The sequence below is a fragment of the Mariniradius saccharolyticus AK6 genome, from assembly GCF_000330725.2.
Classification (GTDB): Bacteria; Bacteroidota; Bacteroidia; order Cytophagales; family Cyclobacteriaceae; genus Mariniradius; species Mariniradius saccharolyticus.
Genome location: NZ_AMZY02000005.1, coordinates 193814 through 212282 on the forward strand (window position 1 = coordinate 193814; position 18469 = coordinate 212282).

The 18469-nt window shown below is 46.9% G+C and carries 15 protein-coding genes and 2 tRNA genes; 6 read left to right on the forward strand and 11 right to left on the reverse strand.

Annotated elements, in window-relative coordinates:
• The 3 genes from C943_RS03865 to C943_RS03875 all read right to left on the reverse strand — a co-directional run bounded on the left by C943_RS03865 (nt 1) and on the right by C943_RS03875 (nt 5716).
• The gene (locus tag C943_RS03865; protein WP_008624450.1) at nt 1-1116 is read right to left on the reverse strand and encodes a Gfo/Idh/MocA family protein; all 1116 of its coding nucleotides are present in this window, start codon (nt 1114-1116) and stop codon (nt 1-3) included.
• Nucleotides 1117-1352: 236 nt separating this feature from the next.
• Complete coding sequence (locus tag C943_RS03870) at nt 1353-2216, reverse strand: sugar phosphate isomerase/epimerase family protein (protein WP_008624452.1); 864 nt, start codon at nt 2214-2216, stop codon at nt 1353-1355.
• Nucleotides 2216-5716: a PVC-type heme-binding CxxCH protein gene (locus C943_RS03875; RefSeq protein WP_008624453.1), complete on the reverse strand. Its 3501-nt coding sequence runs from the start codon at nt 5714-5716 to the stop codon at nt 2216-2218. The genes C943_RS03870 and C943_RS03875 overlap by 1 nt, the downstream gene beginning before the upstream one ends.
• Nucleotides 5717-5865: 149 nt before the next feature.
• Between C943_RS03875 and C943_RS03880 the strand changes: the two genes are divergently transcribed.
• The gene (locus C943_RS03880) at nt 5866-6741 is read left to right on the forward strand and encodes an AraC family transcriptional regulator (RefSeq protein WP_040478945.1); all 876 of its coding nucleotides are present in this window, start codon (nt 5866-5868) and stop codon (nt 6739-6741) included.
• Nucleotides 6742-6773: 32 nt separating this feature from the next.
• On the opposite strand, the gene C943_RS03885 is transcribed toward C943_RS03880, so the two are convergent.
• From C943_RS03885 to mutS, 4 genes are all read right to left on the reverse strand, one after another.
• Nucleotides 6774-6858: transfer RNA gene (locus C943_RS03885), tRNA-Leu, on the reverse strand.
• Between the two features lie 173 nt (nt 6859-7031).
• Nucleotides 7032-7104 (reverse strand) — tRNA-Gly (locus C943_RS03890).
• A 102-nt stretch (nt 7105-7206) separates the two neighbouring features.
• Nucleotides 7207-8007, reverse strand: a complete 801-nt coding sequence (locus tag C943_RS03895) for a helix-turn-helix domain-containing protein (RefSeq protein ID WP_008624457.1) — start codon at nt 8005-8007, stop codon at nt 7207-7209.
• A 64-nt stretch (nt 8008-8071) separates the two neighbouring features.
• Entirely contained in the window at nt 8072-10684 is a 2613-nt protein-coding gene (gene mutS, locus C943_RS03900; protein ID WP_008624459.1) for a DNA mismatch repair protein MutS, read from the reverse strand.
• Nucleotides 10685-10766: 82 nt separating this feature from the next.
• On the opposite strand from mutS, the gene C943_RS03905 reads away from it, so the two are divergent.
• Nucleotides 10767-11306 (forward strand): RNA methyltransferase, encoded by a 540-nt coding sequence (locus C943_RS03905; protein ID WP_157198417.1) that lies wholly within the window; start codon nt 10767-10769, stop codon nt 11304-11306.
• A 58-nt stretch (nt 11307-11364) separates the two neighbouring features.
• Here C943_RS03905 and C943_RS03910 read toward each other — a convergent pair whose 3' ends face one another.
• Nucleotides 11365-11709 (reverse strand): hypothetical protein, encoded by a 345-nt coding sequence (locus C943_RS03910; protein WP_081610444.1) that lies wholly within the window; start codon nt 11707-11709, stop codon nt 11365-11367.
• A 75-nt stretch (nt 11710-11784) separates the two neighbouring features.
• Here C943_RS03910 and C943_RS03915 point away from each other — a divergent pair, with 75 nt between their 5' ends.
• Complete coding sequence (locus C943_RS03915; RefSeq protein WP_008624463.1) at nt 11785-12120, forward strand: tRNA-binding protein; 336 nt, start codon at nt 11785-11787, stop codon at nt 12118-12120.
• On the opposite strand, the gene C943_RS03920 is transcribed toward C943_RS03915, so the two are convergent.
• Nucleotides 12114-12443 carry a Rieske (2Fe-2S) protein gene (locus C943_RS03920; RefSeq protein ID WP_040478905.1) on the reverse strand — a complete coding sequence of 110 codons (330 nt, stop codon included), beginning with the start codon at nt 12441-12443 and terminating at the stop codon, nt 12114-12116. The two genes, C943_RS03915 and C943_RS03920, sit on opposite strands and share 7 nt — an antisense overlap.
• 53 nt (nt 12444-12496) lie before the next feature.
• Here C943_RS03920 and C943_RS03925 point away from each other — a divergent pair, with 53 nt between their 5' ends.
• Nucleotides 12497-13240 (forward strand): hypothetical protein, encoded by a 744-nt coding sequence (locus C943_RS03925; protein ID WP_008624465.1) that lies wholly within the window; start codon nt 12497-12499, stop codon nt 13238-13240.
• A gap of 47 nt (nt 13241-13287) precedes the next feature.
• On the opposite strand, the gene C943_RS03930 is transcribed toward C943_RS03925, so the two are convergent.
• Together C943_RS03930 and C943_RS03935 are read right to left on the reverse strand one after the other, a co-directional pair.
• Nucleotides 13288-14391, reverse strand: a complete 1104-nt coding sequence (locus tag C943_RS03930; protein ID WP_008624466.1) for a Gfo/Idh/MocA family protein — start codon at nt 14389-14391, stop codon at nt 13288-13290.
• A gap of 358 nt (nt 14392-14749) precedes the next feature.
• Complete coding sequence (locus C943_RS03935) at nt 14750-16384, reverse strand: carboxylesterase/lipase family protein (RefSeq protein ID WP_008624467.1); 1635 nt, start codon at nt 16382-16384, stop codon at nt 14750-14752.
• A gap of 99 nt (nt 16385-16483) precedes the next feature.
• Here C943_RS03935 and C943_RS03940 point away from each other — a divergent pair, with 99 nt between their 5' ends.
• Together C943_RS03940 and C943_RS03945 are read left to right on the forward strand one after the other, a co-directional pair.
• Nucleotides 16484-17185, forward strand: a complete 702-nt coding sequence (locus C943_RS03940) for an NUDIX hydrolase (RefSeq protein ID WP_008624476.1) — start codon at nt 16484-16486, stop codon at nt 17183-17185.
• 203 nt (nt 17186-17388) lie between these two features.
• Entirely contained in the window at nt 17389-17964 is a 576-nt protein-coding gene (locus tag C943_RS03945; RefSeq protein WP_245545504.1) for a YceI family protein, read from the forward strand.
• Nucleotides 17965-18469: the final 505 nt, after the last annotated feature.

Genomic DNA, 18469 nt, shown 5'->3' on the forward strand with positions numbered 1-18469 from the left:
TCATTTTTTCAAGGTGAACTCCGGCAAAGGAATAATCTTTCCACCAGCCATCGCAGACTCATGTGCCAAAATACCCACGCAGGTGATGTTGGCGGATTGGCGGTGGTCCGGATAAGGTGATTTCTTTTCTGCCAATGCCGTCAAAAACGCATGTGCCAAATGCGGATGCGAACCTCCATGACCAGCACCTTGGATAAAGGATAGGTGTTGGTTGTCATCGGAATCATACACACCCGCGGTCGTAAAGGAAGCAATTTCCTTAGGCAAAAGGTGTGCATAATCAGGTACCTCCACCAAGGAAGGCTCTTCTCCGGTATGTATGACGTGCGGCTTGTGCTCAATGAGGGTCCATTCGAAGGATTTCTTGGAACCATACACATCGAAGCTTTCCCGATACTGTCGCGCAGTATTGAAAAGCGAACGGGTCACTTCAGCAGATAAATCCGAATCCTTCAATTTGATATGGCAGGTTTCGATGGCGAACGGAGAACCATATTTTGGAATCAGGTTTTCATCGATCCGCCCCGAACCGAAGCAGGAAACGTACTCGGCCTGTGCGCCCGGCAAAGCCAAAACCGGCCCCACACAGTGTGTAGCATAGTGCATTGGCGGCAGCCCTTCCCAGTAGCCCGGCCAGCCGGCCATTTCCTGCTGATGGCTTGCCCGCAGAAACTGGATTTTTCCCAACTCCCCTTTCTCATACATTTCCTTGACAAACAAGAATTCGCGGGAATAGACGACTGTCTCCATCATCATGTACGTCAGGCCGGTTTCCTCACAGGCCTCGACGATTTGGCGGCATTCCTCCACCGTGGTTGCCATGGGCACGGTACAGGCCACGTGCTTTCCAGCCCTCAGGGCTTTCAAAGATTGCTCCGCATGTGACTGAATCGGCGTGTTGATGTGGACGGCATCGATGTTGGGATCCTTGAGCAATTCATCATAGTCCGTGTACCTGACTGTCACGCCGAACGCATCCCCAATTTCGTTGAGCTTTTGTTCATTCCTTTGGCAGATCGCGTACATATTGGCGAGGGGGTGCTTCTGATAGATGGGGATAAATTCCGCCCCAAAGCCCAGTCCGATGATAGCGATATTGATTTTCTTTTGGGTCATGATGGTAGAGTTAGAAAGTTGATAGTTATTGGTTATTGCGGTGTTCCGAGTCGATAGTCCATAGTAACTAGACCATGGAAGACGGTGGGTAGAGCAAATCGTTATTCATTATTAAGCGTTCGTCACTCGATGTTGATTTTTGAGGGATCAGGAACACTAAACTCTGAATTTCGAATCCTGAAGTCTCCTCAGGTTCCGAAAGCCATTCGGCATATATCATTCATCATTTTACATTCTTAATTCCTCCCCGCCCACTCTTTCAAAAACTTCAGGCCTTGTTCGGCAAATCCATCTTGGCTTGGGGCAAGCGGCTTCCAAATACAAACGGCTCCTGCCAGTTCCTGCACGTTTGGCGTGAAGCTTTCGATCGAAACCACGCCTCGGTACCCGACCGCTTCCAAGCCACGCCTGAACGATTCCCAGTTTGTTTGCCCTGTTCCGGGAATACCGCGATGATTTTCCGAAACTTGGACGTGAATAAGTTTGTCACCCACAGTTCTCACCGCTTCCTCGAGATTGGCCTCTTCGATGCTCAAGTGGAAGCCATCCAAAAGCACCTTGGCTGCCGGATGGTTGATGTCTGCCACCATTTTCATCAAGTCTTTGGCGGTATTGACAAGATCGGTCTCAAAGCGGTTCAGGGTCTCCAAAGCGATCTCTTGGCCAAAACTTTCCGCCATTTGACAAACCTTGTACAGGTTGTTGACAGCACGGTCCCATTCGATTTTCCTTTGTTCGTCGGAAACCAAACGGGCCTTGCCGACAGCCGAATACATCGGGCCCGACACAAAACGAGCCCCCAAGACAGCGCTGATCTCGAAACAGGCGCGCAGGTAATCAAAGCAAATCTGATGGAACTTCGGGTCATCATGGGTCAGATCCCTTGTCGGGCCAAAAGCACCACAAATGATGGGTTTCAGTCCATTGTCCGCCAAGGCTGCCTTGACTTCCTTCACATCAACCAATGCAGGATCTTCGACAGGAATCTCCACCGCATCGAATCCCATCTTTTTGATTTTGGGAAAAAGCTCCAGGGTTTTGGTATTGAAAGGCGAGGTCCAAAGCCAGGTACTCACACCAAAAGTTACGTCCAAAGCCATTATTCCACGATCATTTTTCCGTTCATGATTCTCCAGTGACCTGGCACAGTACAGACAAATGGATATTCACCCGGCTGGCTTGGTGCATAAAACATCAGCGTTTCCACACTTTCCGGATTGACCAATTTGGAGGAAATGATGATCTCAGGCATATCAGGGATATAGTTTTTCTCCATGCCTTTGGGATCCCGCGCCATGTCGTCCGCTGCTTTTCCAACCTTCTCCAAACTGCCCGGAGTGGCAATGATCAAGTTGTGCTGCATAAAATCCTTGTTTTCAAAGTCCAGAATCACCGCCTGCCCGGCTTTGACTTTAAAGCTGGTAACGTTGTATTTCATTTCGTGTGGAATGACACCAACTTTCACAACCAGTGCTGTTTCACGGGAGAATTTAGGCTTGGACCCTCCGCGAATCGCCGCCACCATGTCCCCGGTATCCCATTTTGGATTCTTGAAGCTGATAGAGCTCTCGTTGGACATTCGGCCACGCAGCCAATTATCGTCTTCATAGTCGCCAACTTGGTTTTCACCATTCCAGTCGTCACCGATCCGTATGTTCGCAGGCTCGAGGTTTTCAGTAAATAATCCATTCGCTTTTTGCTTACCGACCAATTCTCCATCGATGTACAGGCTCATGCTTCCATCTTCCAGCAAATTGGCATACACCGAAAATAGGTTATCAGGTATTTTCTTTGGGCTCGTGATTTTGAAAGACTTGCCGTTTTGCTTGACCACCCAGCTCAGTTTGTCATCGAAGACGTACATAGTGTAGCCGTTGGTTTTGTTTCCTTGCGCTACAATTGCACCGACGAGGCCACCATTTCCTTTCGCCAATTCAGTTCGGATATGGATTTCCTTGTCCTTGACATCCGGTGGGAAAGCAATCGGTGCCCTCCTATCCAAGTTGTATTCTTCCTCCACGAAGCTCTTGGCAATTCTGTCTGTCAAGGTGTAAAGCGTGTCGGCTTTTTCTCCCGGCAAGAGCGTCATGATGTTGGATTCAAAATACGCAGGATGTGCCAATACGCCCGCAAAGATCACCTGTGGAAGATATTTGTCCTTGGCATTTTCCTCGTCCAAACTCGCACGGTAGAGGAAATTGCCGACGTTGGGATCTTCAGGAACATGTACGATTGCCTGGAATGCTGCTTTTCTTACATTGAAATCAGCATCTTCAAAAAGCTTGGCCGCTTGAAGTTTGGTGAAAAGATTGGTATCCTTGGGCAATACCATAATCGCATTTCTCCTTACGGAAGCTGACGGATGGCTGAGCGCTTTGGTAACAACTTGCAAAGCATTGGCATCACTTCCATCCAACAGCCCAAGGCCATGGAGTGTCCACAGGGCATGCACTGCAGGCGCATTGAGACCAATCTCATCCACAGAACGATCACCTATCAGTTTATAAAGATCCCCTGCGATGTCCTTTTTCTGGTTCTCCACAATCAAGCGTTGCGCCGTAATCCTCCAAAACATGTTGTCGCTCTTCAGCCCTTTGATTAAGTCCTTATTGGAACTAGGATCAATTTGGAGGGTTTTGTAATCGTCATTGCCCTTGTAGACAATCCTGTAAATGCGGCCATGCTTGTTGTCCCGCAGGGGATTGATGTAGGCATTTCCAGCTCCATTTTCAAATCCCCGCGGCGTAGGATTGTGTTGGATGATAAAATTGTACCAGTCCGCAACCCACAAAGCCCCGTCAGGGCCGACTTCGGCATGAACCGGCGAGAACCATTCATCTGAGCTGGCGAGGATGTTGAAACCATTTTTTTCTATAAACCCTGAACCGTCCTTTTCGATGATTGCGTTGTGCAGTACTCTGCCGGTTGGCTCTGCCACGAAAGCGATGCGGTTCCAGTATTTTTTCGGGAAATTTCGGGCCGTGTAAAAATTGTGTCCCGCTGCTGCAGTATAGCCACCATGGTAATCCACTTGGCGCAGGGCCGGCGTCAGGTGAGGCATATCTGAGTGGGTTTCGATACCAAACACCGTATTGTTGACGCCACCGGAGATCGGCCGTTTGACAAACTCCCTCGTCATGGCCATATAGGCGCTGTGCTGACCGTTTGCAGTCGAGATGAAAACGTTAAAATCTTCAGAGAACCCAAGGCCCCAGGTATTGTTGCTGGTCGAACCAAGGAACTCCAAGGCTGACGCATCTCTTTCGAAACGATAAACACCTTGACCGAAATTGAATTCTTCTCCTCCGACGGTACCTCTAAAACCTGCATATCCCAAAACTCCCCAAATCTTGTTATCAAATCCATATTTGAGATTGGACGGCCCGGCGTGGGTATCGCTTTTACCCCAACCTGTCATGATGACTTCACGCACATCGGCCTTGTCGTCGCCGTCTGTATCTTTCAAAAAAATGAAATCCGGTGCCATGGAAATCAAGATGCCCCCATTCATGGCCATGATGCTGGTTGGGATGTTCAGCCCGTCAGCAAACACCGTGACTTTGTCAGCTTTTCCGTCTCCGTCGGTATCTTCCAAAATCTTGATCTGGTCATTTCCGCCTTCTGTGCGCACTTCATTGGGGTAATCTTTGGTTTCGATGACATAAAGCCTTCCTTTCTCATCCCAACACATGGCCATCGGATTTACGATATCCGGCTCGGAGGCAAACAACTGTAACTCAAAACCAACGGGAACCTGAACCAGTTTCATGGACTCCTCTGGACTCAATGGCAACTGAAACTTAGGTGCTGGGTCGCGGTTTTCGTAGTTTGGAATGTCAGCATCCCGAAAAGTAGGCTGCGGGATTTCGAATGAAGCTACCTGTCCGGCGACTTTATCGCCGATCGCCCACAGAACCCCATTGGCTACCAATTGGTGGAATTGCGGCTTGGACCAAGTTCTTTCATCATGTCCATAGGCTGTGTAGAAAACACGTCCCTTACCTTGTTCACGAATCCAAGTCCATGGCTCGCGATGCCCGTTTTCTTCCCGTTCCATGAGCACGGTCATATCGGGATTGATGCTTGTATGGAGATATGTCTCATCCCAAGTCTCAAAAACCTCCACGCCTGCCATAATCGGATGCTCCGGCCTGACGATATCTACTGTAAAATCCCCTGTGCCGTGGGATTTGAATTGCCCTCCGACCGCAGAGACATACCAGTCGGAATTTCTGAAGCAGTAAGATGCACTGTGGATGGGAATGAAACCCTTGCCGCTTTCCACATAGGCCTTCAGCGCGGCTTCTTGGGCAGGGGTAATTTCGTCATGATTGGCATAAATCATGATCCCATCGTACATGTTGAGCGTTTCCTCGTTGAGGTCGTTGGGATCCGAAGTGTAGGTAAAATTGATTCCTTTTGGAAAAAGCGCCCTCGCCAATATAGGCATCAGCTTTTCCGAATCGTGGTGTTTGCTGTCATGTCCCAAAAACAGGATTTCGGCCCTACGGGGACCATCACTGAGTGGCTGGAATTTTTGCTTTTGGCCGCATGACCATAAAAAGATCAGAAGAAGCAGGATGGGGGAATATGCCTTCATGGAATATCGATTTTGGGTTTACGCATATGTTGAGAAGTTAAAATTCGAAATAAAATCCCGCTTAATCTTCCTGCATTTTGATGATTTCTGACAGTATTTTGTCCAAAAAATTGGAATCGAGAAGATTTTATGATATAATCAGGCAAGTTATGAAACAAGCGCTCCAAAAATCCAGGATTCCTGAAAACAAGGCCTTCGTAGCCAAAGAACTCATCGCGCCCCATTTTGACAAGGCTTGGCATTTCCATCAGGAGTATCAGTTGTTTTTGGTTTTGGAGGGGCGGGGGACCCGCTTCATCGGGGACCAAATGAAGCCCTTTCGGGAATTTGACATGGTTTTTACGGGACCCAATCTGCCCCACCTTTGGCGCAACGATGCCGAATATTTCGAAAAGGAGAGCCTTCTTTCCACGCATGGAATCGTGGTTTATTTTGGAGAAGATTTTTTGGGAAGTTCCTACGCACAAAAAGAGGAATTTTTGGCGATCAAAAACCTTTTCGAAAAATCCTACAGGGGATTGGAAATCACGGGTGAGACCAACCAAAAGTTGCGGCCGATGCTAAGGGATTTGCCGCACAAGAAGGGTCTTGAGAGTCTACTCTTGCTACTCCAAATTCTTGGAATACTTGCCGAATCGCAGGAATGCACGCCGATCACCCACGAGCATTATACCAACAACAACAAGGAGTCTGAAAAGGACCGGATGCGGAAGGTGTACGAGTTTGTGATGGAGAATTTTCAAGAGAAAATCCAGCTTTCGGAAGTCGCCGCATTGGCCAATATGACAGAAAGCGCCTTTTCGCGGTACTTCAAATCAAGGATGAACAGGACATTCTCGGAGTTTTTGATGGATGTGCGGCTGGCCCAAGCCTGCAAGCTGCTGCATGAGATGGACCGCAACATCAGCGAGATCGCCATGGAATGCGGCTTCCAAACACTTTCCCACTTCAATCGGCAGTTTAAAGAGAAAATGGGCCTTACCCCAATTCAGTACAAAAAGGATTTTTGGAGGAGTTTCGGGTAAAAAAACAAAACCCCGCTTCCCAGCGGGGCTTGTACCAGGAACGGGAATCGAACCCGTACGGCCTAAGCGGCCACAAGATTTTAAGTCTTGCGTGTCTACCAGTTCCACCATCCCGGCTTCATCTATACCCTTGCGGTGTAGATGTAATCATAGATGCTTGTCTACTTCAGTTCGATATTCACTCTTCGAAGTTCTTTATTCATCATTCAATGAAAAAAATGTCGAATGTCGAATCGAGAAATATTCGATCTTCCCTGAAACGACAAAGCCCTTTTTCAAGGGCTTTTTTGAGCGAGAGACGAGATTCGAACTCGCGACCCCGACCTTGGCAAGGTCGTGCTCTACCAACTGAGCTACTCTCGCTTTTTGAATGTGTTTTGACCTGACCTTATGTCCTCTCAAAATGTGTGTGCAAAGGTAAGGTATTTTTGAAATACACAAAAAGCAAGTCGAAATTTTTTTCTCTTACATGAGATCTTGCATGGTGAGTAATTTCGCCAATTCCACGGAGCTTTTGGCATTCAGCTTTTTAAGTAATTTTTTCCGGTGGACAAAAACGGTATTTACTGAAATATGCATTTTATCTGCAATCTCATTTGAATCCAATCCTTCTAAAAGCCACCTAGCGACCTCCTTTTCTTTCCTGGTCAGGTAGAGTAATGTAGTATCCAGATTCTCCTTTTTAAAGGTGATTTTTCGGCCGCTGTCTTTGGTGTAGGAAAAACTCCAATCGTATTCCTTAAGCGACTCGTTGTTGGTTATTTTGAGCCCAATATGAAGATCGAGGATATAATTCCCATCCTCATCGATGAAATACGGCTTTGCCTTTACAAAAAACCAAATCTCTTCCTTGGTGTATTTGTGAAGCCACCGTAGTGTATAGGAAGCCTCAAAAGTCCTTTTTTCCGAAAGGCTGGCTTTTTCAAATTCCCTCAGAATCCGATTGTTAAATTCCGCATGCTCTTTGGCATCTTGAGGGTGTAGGGCGGAAATGACGCCGACCAGACCATTTTGTCGCAGAAAATCTGCCGAATAACCACTCAACTGCTCGATATTCTCGGTAAAAAAAGCCAAGCTCATGTCACGGTAATCGAAACATCCCAAAATGAGCCCATCTCTCATGCCCAAGCCATCCGCAATCTTGCGAAGGTCTGCAATTAGTTGCTTTTCGCCTGGATATGAAACAAATTCCCTCCCCTTCCAAAGAGAAAAAAACTCGGAGATCTTGTTTTGCTTCTTTAATTCTTCCAAAAGACCCAACTCCATACTTATCGCTTGCTAAAAGTTCCCTGCAATTTCCAATTTGAATTTACGTAATTTTCCGAGACCTTCAATTTTCGAGTTTCTTCTTGATTTCATGCAATTTGAGTAGCGCTTCTATGGGTGAAATCGTATTGATGTCGATGTTTTTGATCATTTCCTGGGTTTCCTTGAATTTTGGATCCATGTCAAAAAGACTCAATTGGTAATTGTTTTTGGGCAATTGCTTGATTTTTTCCTGGGGAGATTTCAGGGCTTTGTCTTTTTCAAGATGAACCATAATTTCTGATGCTCTGAAAACAACCGGATTGGGCATTCCGGCCATTTGGGCTACGTGGATACCGAAGCTGTGTTCGCTACCGCCTTCTTTCAATTTGCGCATAAAGATTACCTTATTTCCGACCTCCTTCACTGACACATTGAAATTTTTGACTTTTGGCAAATCCTCTGCAAGTTGGTTCAGTTCGTGGTAATGCGTCGCAAAAAGTGTCTTTGCGCGGAATTTTGGATGGTTGTGTAAATATTCAACGATCGACCAGGCGATAGAAATCCCATCGTAGGTTGAGGTCCCGCGTCCGATTTCATCCATCAATACCAGGCTTCGGTCGGATAAGTTGTTGAGAATGCTAGCCGTCTCGGTCATTTCGACCATGAATGTGGATTCCCCTTTTGAGAGGTTATCCGAAGCTCCGACCCGGGTAAACACCTTGTCGATGATCCCAATCCGTGCATAGGATGCAGGCACAAAACTCCCCATCTGCGCCATCAGGACGATCAAGGCAGTTTGCCGCAGCAAAGCTGACTTCCCAGCCATATTCGGGCCAGTGATGATGATGATCTGTTGGTTTTCGTTGTCGAGGTAAATGTCGTTTGGCACGTAGCTCTCCCCAAGGGGAAGTTGCTTTTCGATCACCGGGTGTCGCCCATCCTTGATTTCCAATGAATCCGTATCGGCGATCTTCGGTTTGGCATATTGATTGGCATTTGCTACCCTAGCAAAAGACAACAAGCAATCAATCGTTGCCAACACTTTGGCGTTTTGCTGTATTTGGATGACATATTCTGAGGCATACTGAACCAGCGCGTTGAAATACCGCATCTCGATCGCTAGCATGCGCTCTTCTGCATGCAGGATTTTTTCTTCATAATCCTTCAACTCGGGCGTGATATACCGCTCGGCATTGACCAAAGTCTGTTTCCTGATCCATTCCGTCGGCACTTTATCCTTGTGTGCATGGGTGACCTCTAGGTAATAGCCAAATACCTTATTATAGGCAACCTTGAGTGAGGAAATACCCGTGATTTGGACCTCCCGCTGCTGCAAGGCGATCAAGTAGTCCTTGCCTGTATTGGCCAAAGACCGGTATTCATCCAATTCCGCATCTACGCCACTTTTTATGATCCCACCTTGGTGAACCAACATCGGAGCATCTTCCTGAAGCTCTCTCTCGATTTTCTCCAACAAATATCCGCAGGGGTTGATTTGGTCGGCAAGTTTGTTCAATGCATCAGAGTTTGCCTGCTTCAGTATCTCCTGAAGGGGAATTGTATTCTTCAGCGCCCTTTTGAGCTGATTCATTTCCCGGGGATTGATCCGGCCAACAGAAACTTTTGAGATGAGCCTTTCGAGATCGCCAATATGCTTTAAGTGGGAAAGGATTTCCTCTCCCAAATCCGAATTTTCGACAAAAAACTCGACCACCTTCAGTCGGTCTTCTATCGGTTCCCTTTCCTTTAGCGGCAGCACCATCCACTTGCGCATCATGCGGCTGCCCATAGGTGTCACTGTTTGGTCCAAAATCTGGATCAAAGGAACTCCCCCCTCTTGCTGTGAGTATACAAGCTCGAGGTTTCTGATGGTGAACTTGTCGAGCCAGACATATTTTTCCTCCGCAATTCTGGAAATGGAAGTGATATGCTTGACTTCCTTGTGTTCGGTTTCCTCCAAATAGAAAAGTATCGCACCGGCAGCCACTATCCCGTGGGTCAATGTTTCTATTCCAAAGCCCTTTAGATTTTGTGTAGAAAAATGTTTGGTGAGCCGCTCATAGGTATAATCAAACTGAAAAACCCAATCCTCGCAATGAAACGTGGCATACTGATCCTTCAGCATCTCCTGTGCCCGTGTCCTGTCGGCTTTGGAGTAGATGACCTCCGAGGGCGAAAAACTCTGGACAAGTTTCTCGATGTAGGCTTGTGTCCCCTCGGCGCACATAAACTCACCGGTAGACAGGTCCAAAAAAGCGATACCCAACTGTTCCTTTCCAAAATAAATCGATCCAAGGTAGTTGTTCTTCCTTTTGTCAAGTACATTGTCATTGAAGGATAGGCCCGGCGTTACGAGTTCGGTCACCCCACGTTTGACGATACCTTTGACTTCCTTTGGGTCTTCGAGTTGATCGCAGATAGCTACACGGTTGCCGGCACGGACGAGCTTGGGCAGATAAGTATCTAAGGAATGGTGGGGAAATCCAGCCAATTCGATATGGGACGCGGCACCATTAGCCCGCTTTGTCAACACGATGTCGAGGACTTTGCTGGCGATGACGGCATCTTCTCCAAAAGTCTCATAAAAATCACCAACCCTGAAAAGCAAAAGCGCACCGGGATGCTTTGCTTTGATGGCATTATATTGTTTCATCAAAGGTGTTTCTTTCCCGTCCGCTTCCTTCACTTTGGCCATGATTCCGATTTGATTTCTTTCCTTAATTTTGGTTTCCCCTAGGCGCCGAAATTAAAATATATCAAAAGGGAAACAAAGCCGTATGAGAAAATTAAGCATGGAGGAATTGGATAGGCTGTCCGTAGAAGAATTCAAAAAAGAATCCAAATCCCCGCTCACAATTGTGCTTGACAATGTCAGAAGCCTCAACAATGTCGGGTCTGTTTTTCGAACGGCAGATGCCTTCTTGGTCGAGAAGATTTACCTATGTGGAATCACCGGTACGCCTCCCCACAAAGAAATCCAGAAGACAGCTCTTGGTGCGACCGAATCCGTCGATTGGGAACACGTCCCTAATACTTTGGACGCAGTGGAAAGACTCAAAACCCAAGGTTTCATCATTTGCTCTTTTGAGCAAGCCGACAAAAGTAAGATGCTGCATGAGTTTACGCCAGAAAATGGAAAGAAATATGCGTTGGTGTTTGGAAACGAGGTATTTGGAGTGGAACAGGATGTACTGAAGGCCTCGGACTACGTAATCGAAATCCCTCAATTGGGCACAAAGCATTCGCTTAACATTGCAGTAAGCGCGGGAATTGCAGTTTGGGATTTTGTATCCAAAATGTCTGTTTTGAAGAATTAAGCACAAAAAAAAAGAGGCCACGCAGCCTCTTTTTTCATAAATATGATTGGTATTTGCATTAATCCTCTTTGAATTTGTCCACAATGTACAGGAAAAGATTGAAGGACAAAGTGGAGATTTCCTCTTTCTTGGCGTCTTTCTCCCCCCCTTGTTTAAAAATTGGGTTTTCTTTTTTAGTGGGAACCCCAGGCGTCTTTGCTGTGGCGCTTGTCTTGTTCACACCATCAATTGACCCATCTGGGCTGTCAAACTGCTGGACAGATTCCACGTTCTTGGGTCCGTCTGGCATAATCCGATCTTTCTCTCCTTGAGCGAAAGCCGCGAAACCAAATAACAGACAGAAAAACATTGTCAGACTGAACGTCATGCAATTTTCCAGCAAATAGTTGGCTGTTTGAAACATTATATGTTGGAGGTTTGAGTAGATTGAACAGCTTTTCTTTCGAAAAGTTTCCAAATTTAAGAAAATAAAAATTCTATGCAAACGATTGACTACACTGATTTTCTAAGAATTGAGCTTAAGATCGGGACGATTATCCGAGCAGAAAATTTTGAAAAAGCGAGGAAGCCTGCCTATAAAATTTGGGTGGATTTGGGTGAACTTGGCGTGAAGAAATCTTCCGCCCAAATCACGGATCACTACACGCTGGAATCCCTTATTGGCAAGCAGGTCATGTGCGTTTGCAATTTTCCTCCAAAGCAAATCGCAGATTTTATCTCGGAAGTCTTGGTGACTGGGTTTTCCGACTCCGAAGGCAAGATTGTACTCGCTTCAGTCGACCAAGCCGTACCTAACGGGGCAAGACTTCACTGATCTGGTAGAAGAATCCTAAGGCCTACATCTGTCAGCTCAGTAGAAAAAACCTGCAAATCCCGACAATCTCCAGACCTGACCGAGCCCGTTTTTATGTCGAATCTGTATTGGTGTAGCGGGCAAACTACCTCCCTGAATGGCGTGAGGAAGCCTTGGGCCAAGGAAACGCGACGATGTGGACAAAAAGCTTCAAAGCCGTACACAGTCTCTCCCTTCCTTGTCAGGCAGATTTTCTCTTCTCCTAACTGAACGAGTCTGATCGAATTTTCCGGAACCAACCGTAAAACCTCTTCTTTAGAGTGTCCAAGGATAAATGTTTTCATTCCACGGGCATTATTGATAATTTGGAATTCGATAAACCAAATATAATCAGACCATGAAAGGATATCTTCTTTTACCTCTTTTACTCCTTGCCTTTTTTGTGCAAGGTCAACAAATCGACGGAGCCTGGAAACTCACCCAGCAAAACGGCAAGGCTGTAACCGATAAGGAATACATCAAAATCTACCAAGATGGCTACTTTGCATTTGGGGCAAAGGAAGTAGGAACTAATAAGTTTATCAGCGCAGGTGGCGGCAATTTTTCCCTCGACGGAAAAGCCTATCACGAGATCCTTGATTTTTATACCCCAAATCCAGAGTGGGTCGGCAAAACCACCAAATTCGCGGTGGATATCAAGGGCAATAAGATGACGATTACCCTCAACGAAGGCACAAACAAAATGGAAGAAACCTGGGAACGGGTGGGTGACAGAAAGGATGCGCTGACGGCAAATTGGGTGATCACAGGCAGAAAGCAGGAAAACGAAATCAGGCGAAGCACTCCAGGTGCGAGACGAACCATCAAAATCCTCAGTGGCGGCAGATTCCAATGGGTCGCATTCAACTCAGAGACCAAGGAGTTCATGGGCACTGGGGGTGGGACCTACACCGCAGAAAACGGTAAATACACCGAGAGCATCGAATTCTTCTCTCGGGACGATAGCAGGGTCGGCGCCAAGTTGTCTTTCGATTTTCAAGTAATCGACGGCGAATGGCACCACAGTGGGCTCAGCTCCACAGGCAACCCCATCTATGAAATCTGGTCCAAATACAGCATCGCCTACAAACCCATCAAATAAGGCAGCAATTCAAATGCGGCGAAAAAATGGGAAAAAGGGTGGTCATCTCAAATGACCACCCTTTTTCCTGAAGCTGCGGATTCCAATATCGCTTCCACGATCCTGATATCCCTCAATCCCTCTTCTCCCGGCACAGGCATCGGTTTCCCAGCCAAGATCGCGAGGCTATCCATATCCATTTGATTGGCTTGCTGCCATGGTACCTGATAGGGAAAATTAATTTCGCCGAGCGGGCTTTTGCCCTTATTACCGGCATAGCCTTGGAACGGAGACATTTCTATCATCCCCTTCTCGCAGCTGATCTTGAGGTGATTGATGTTTTCAAAAAAGGATGTCTTGACTTTGCCGTTTACGCCTCCCGGGAATTCGAGTTCAGCTTCGACCACTTCGCCCAAGCCGTTTTTGTAGATTTCGGGACGCTCCGCCCAAACTTTCGCTGATTTGACTGCAATTGGCTCCAAATTGGAACCAAGGCGTGCGCCCTGAATGGAATAGACGCCCATGTCATAGATCACACCGCCGCCCATTTCCTTTTTTTGTTTCCAGTGGTCGGTCCTTCCTTCACGATAACCTGCCGCACAATCCACCGAAAGCACCTTGCCCAAGGAGCCTTCCTTTACGATCTTTTGATAGGCAAGGGTGTTTGGTTCATGCTGACAGCGATAGCCGATAGATAATGTCACCTTGTTGGCCTTACAGGCATCGATCATGGCTTGGCATTCGGCCACGGTGACCGCCATGGGCTTTTCACACCAAACATGCTTCTTGGCTTTGGCTGCGCGTATGACATACTCCTTGTGCATGGATGGAGGCAGAACCACATAAATCACATCGATATCCGGGTTATCAGCAATCTTGTCAAAGGTCTCGTAGTTGTAGATATTCTTGTCTGGAATCTTGTATTTGGCTTTCCATGCCTCGGCCTTGGCAGGAGTCCCAGTGACGATCCCAGCCAAATAGCAATGTTGGGTTTGCTGCAGTGCCGGCGCCAGAAGGTCTGTGGAATAGTACCCCAAGCCGACGAGCGCAACCCCCAGTTTCTCCTTTTTTGGAGCATTGCTGCAAGACAAAATGGAAAGTGGTGACAATAGGCTAATGCCTGCACCGAGCGTGAGGGATTTGATCGTTTCCCTTCGTGTGATATTTTTCATGGTTCATTAGGTTTAAGAAAAAGGCGTACTTGATTGTCAAAGCTTTAAGGTAGGATTTTTTGCGTTAGGCTTCAACTGAAATTAGAGCATTGGTAAGGTTGGCACATCAAAAAACCGCTTCCCCTTAACGGGAGACAAACAAACAAAAAGTAATGTCTTGGTTTTTCCCACCGAGAAGAAAAAACTTTCTTCTGAACGTGAACAAATCCCAGAATTATAGATCCTTTTCATAGCATACCTTCTTCCAGGTTTGAAAATTGAGTCGGCCGGCCATCGTAAGTTCTATTAATTGGTCGGTTTATCTAGTAAAAGCTCACAAAAAAAGGGGCGGAAGCCCCTCTGTTTTTCTCACCAACAACTATTTGTCGTTCCCGAAAAACCGGTCGTGAAACTTGTACCGCGCATCGTCCAATGCTTTGATGGACTTCGACTCTGTATCAATGAGCATCACCGGCGGCTTCGGATCGCTAGCAGTTGCTTTGGGCCATTCGGGAAGATTCGGTCCGTTTGGATTTCCGGTTTTGACAAAATTCGTGAAGTACTCAAACATCGTATCCGAGGTTTTGTAATCATCCGCCGTCCAAGCAAATTCCTTGATTCGCTCCAAGTTGCCCATGGCATATTCTATCTCTGCGGCATGGGGTGCGCCAAGGTCTTTTGGTCGGGGAGGGGCATTGGAAGGCCGCTTGGAAGTACCGCCTGCGAGCCCGGCCTCCATGCTTTCGTCGACCAATGGCGGACGGATTTTGGCATACAAGTATCGGTAGACCGGCTGACTGGAATTTCTCAAATGCAGATCAAACCACTTCCAAGTACTGTAGGAAATGAACCTGTCTCCCGCCAAAGCCATGGCAGAATAGGCAACTTGCTCTTCCGTGTCGTGAGGATACAATTTCAATACCTCTTCGAAGTCCTTTGGATAGGCCTGCTTTACCTTAGCGATAAAATTCTCCTTGGTATTGGGCAGTCCCTGCATAAATGCCGCTCCCGGGTTCTCTTGGGTATTCCATCCTAGCAAAAGGGGAACTTGGGCCTGCTCGCGGGCATTGAATATCTCCACCAAGGACTTGGGTAATAGATAGCCATCCAAAACCACCGGGAATCCAAACCTCCCCGACTCGTTGTACATTTCGTAGATCTCGCGGGTGCTGAGCTTTCGCGCCTCGGCAATGTTTTTTACTCCAAATTTCTTAAAAAACTCCTCACCGATCTTTTCTGCTTCCGCCAGCGGAACCGGTGCCAATGCCGAAACACCTGAACCACTTTCACCAATGGCGCCTGCGATCATATTTCTGGAAAGCGGTGATGCCATCTGATAGCTTACCGATATCGAGCCGGCGGATTCACCAGCAATTGTGATCTTCTTCGGATCACCGCCAAATGCCGCGATGTTGTCATAAACCCACTTCAAACCCAAGGATTGGTCCAAAAGACCATAGTTGCCGGATGCTTTGTAAGTGGATTCTGCGCTCAGCTCGGGATGGGCCAGGAAGCCGAAGATGTTCAGGCGATAGTTGACCGTAACCACGACAACGCCTTTTTTGGCCATATTTTCTCCATCATAGCGCGGTTCGGAAGCATCTCCCGCCACGAATCCGCCGCCAAAGAAGTAGACCAACACAGGCAAATCCTTGGTATTCCGACTTGCCGGCGTCCACACATTCAGGTACAAACAATCCTCGTTGACGCCATTGGACCGGGAGTTCATATCGCCCCAGATAAGCTTCTGTACCGGTCTCGGCCCAAAATCCTTGGTCTTCAATACGCCAGTCCAGTTATCCATCGGCTGCGGCGCTTTCCATCGGAGTTCCCCGATTGGCGGCTTCGCAAAAGGAATCCCAAAATACTTTTGAACACCGGTACGGGTATCCAGATTTCCTTCCACTACACCATTTTTTGTTGCAATTTGGACAGGAAATCCGTCCCTCCCTTGCGCCCACGCGATGCTCGCGAGGCCAAAGACCAAAAGGCTGGTTATAAACATTTTTTTCATGAATGGGCTAGATTTGAGTCTATTGTTTCACTGTGAGACAATATAAATTGTTTTCAAACAAAAATCCTATTTATTTGCTACCAAATCGCCTTGCCTTTCATGCCGCTTCCCGAAGCCAATTCCTATTTGTCCCACATTGCCTACGATTCCGTAGTGTTTGGTTTTTCCAAAGGAAAATTGAAAATCCTGCTTATGGAATACCATGCTACCGGTTGGTTTGCGCTGCCGGGAGGATTTGTCCTGCGGGACGAAAACCTCGACGATGCCGTCCTGCGTGGCCTGCGGGAAAGGACAGGAATAGCCGAGATTTACCTCGAGCAATTCCATACGTTTGGGAGTGTGGCCCGATTCCAACCGGCCGTGATGAAGACGATTTTGGAAGCCAATGGCTACACCCTTCCTGAGGACTATTGGCTTTTGGACAGGTTCGTGACGGTGGCGTATTATGCATTGATAGACTACGAAAAGGTAACTTTGAATCCTGATTCCCTATCCGATTCGATGGCTTGGTATGATGTCAATGCGCTGCCCGAATTGATTTTGGACCATCGGCAAATCGTGGAAAAAGCACTCCAAACCTTGCGCTTCAACTTGGATAGAAAACTGATCGGGGGAAATCTTTTGCCGGAAAAATTCACGATGAACGAGCTGCAGGCAGTCTATGAAGCGATTTTGGGCGAAAAACTCCGCAGGACAAGTTTCCAAAGGAAAATGCTCAGCATGGAGATTCTCGAACGCCACGAAAAACGCTTCAGCGGCAAAAACCACAAGGCACCCTACCTATACAGCTTCAAGCAATAGGGAACACTTCTCGTTAATTTTTCTATTAGGCAGCTTTTTGACCAAACATGTAGCGGCGCTGCAGCGTTTAGCCTTTGTTGGCATGGTTTTTTCAATACGAAAAAAATAATCCCAAACACATTAAACCCTATCGGATAAGTGAAGTCTAACCCGCGTTTATAAAACCAAACACATTCATCTAAACTAATTCAATTACTATGAAAATGCTGATTTCCCTCTCCCTCGTCCTGATTTCCTGGATGTTTACCGAAGCCATAGCTCCTGTCACCGTCAGTACCACTGAAAGTACGATTACCTGGAAGGCCGCCAAAGTTACCGGCGAGCATTATGGCAAAGTGAAGCTTTCCGATGCCAAGATGGACTATGCCAACGGTAAGATCACCGGCGGTTCCTTCGAAATGGACATGACCAGCATCACAGTCGAAGACATCACCGATGCCAACTCCAACAAGAGACTGACAGACCACTTGAAGTCTGATGATTTCTTTTCTGTAGAAAAATTCAACAAATCCAGCTTCAAGATCAAAGAGGCGAAATCCAGCAACGGCAAAGACTACCAAATCACCGGTGACCTGACCATCAAAGGCATCACAAATCCCGTGACATTCCCTGCTAAGGTTGAGGTCGTAGGCGGCAAGATCACCGCGACAGCAAAAATCACCTTTGACAGGACTAAATTCGACATCAAATACCGTTCTGGAAGCTACTTCGAAAACCTCGCCGACAAGCTCATCTATGATGAAGTCAGCTTGGACGTGAAGTTGGTTGCCAACAGCTAAGAAACCAAACTATCCGACTATTGAGACCCAGCGCCAAAAGCGTTGGGTTTTTTTGCATTTTCCCGGCTCGAGTCAGGCTCATTATCAAAGGCCTTTTATTAAAATTCCTCCCTAACATCGGCATTCCGTTCGATATTGTTTTTCAACTCTGAGTTTCCTGTTGATGTTCGGATTTATCCTTCGAAGAATTAATTGACGCTGTCATAAGCGGTAAAATCACCTATGAGTTAAGAATTTGTTAACTTCTGAAATCTGATCCGGGGACACTTGGAAAAATCGCCTAACACCATTACTTTAGATAAAAATCTAATTTTGCTGTTATGGCAAGTATACTAGTCCCCCCCCCCCCCGCAAAAAAAGTTTAAATTGAGAAGGATTCTCCCAATATTGACCCTGCTTGTCGTTTCCAATGCATGCGATCGCGACAGATACCCTCAAGGAATATTTCCGGAAAATCCTATCAACCTGTCAGATGTAAACTCGCCCTTTGACGATATCAATTCAG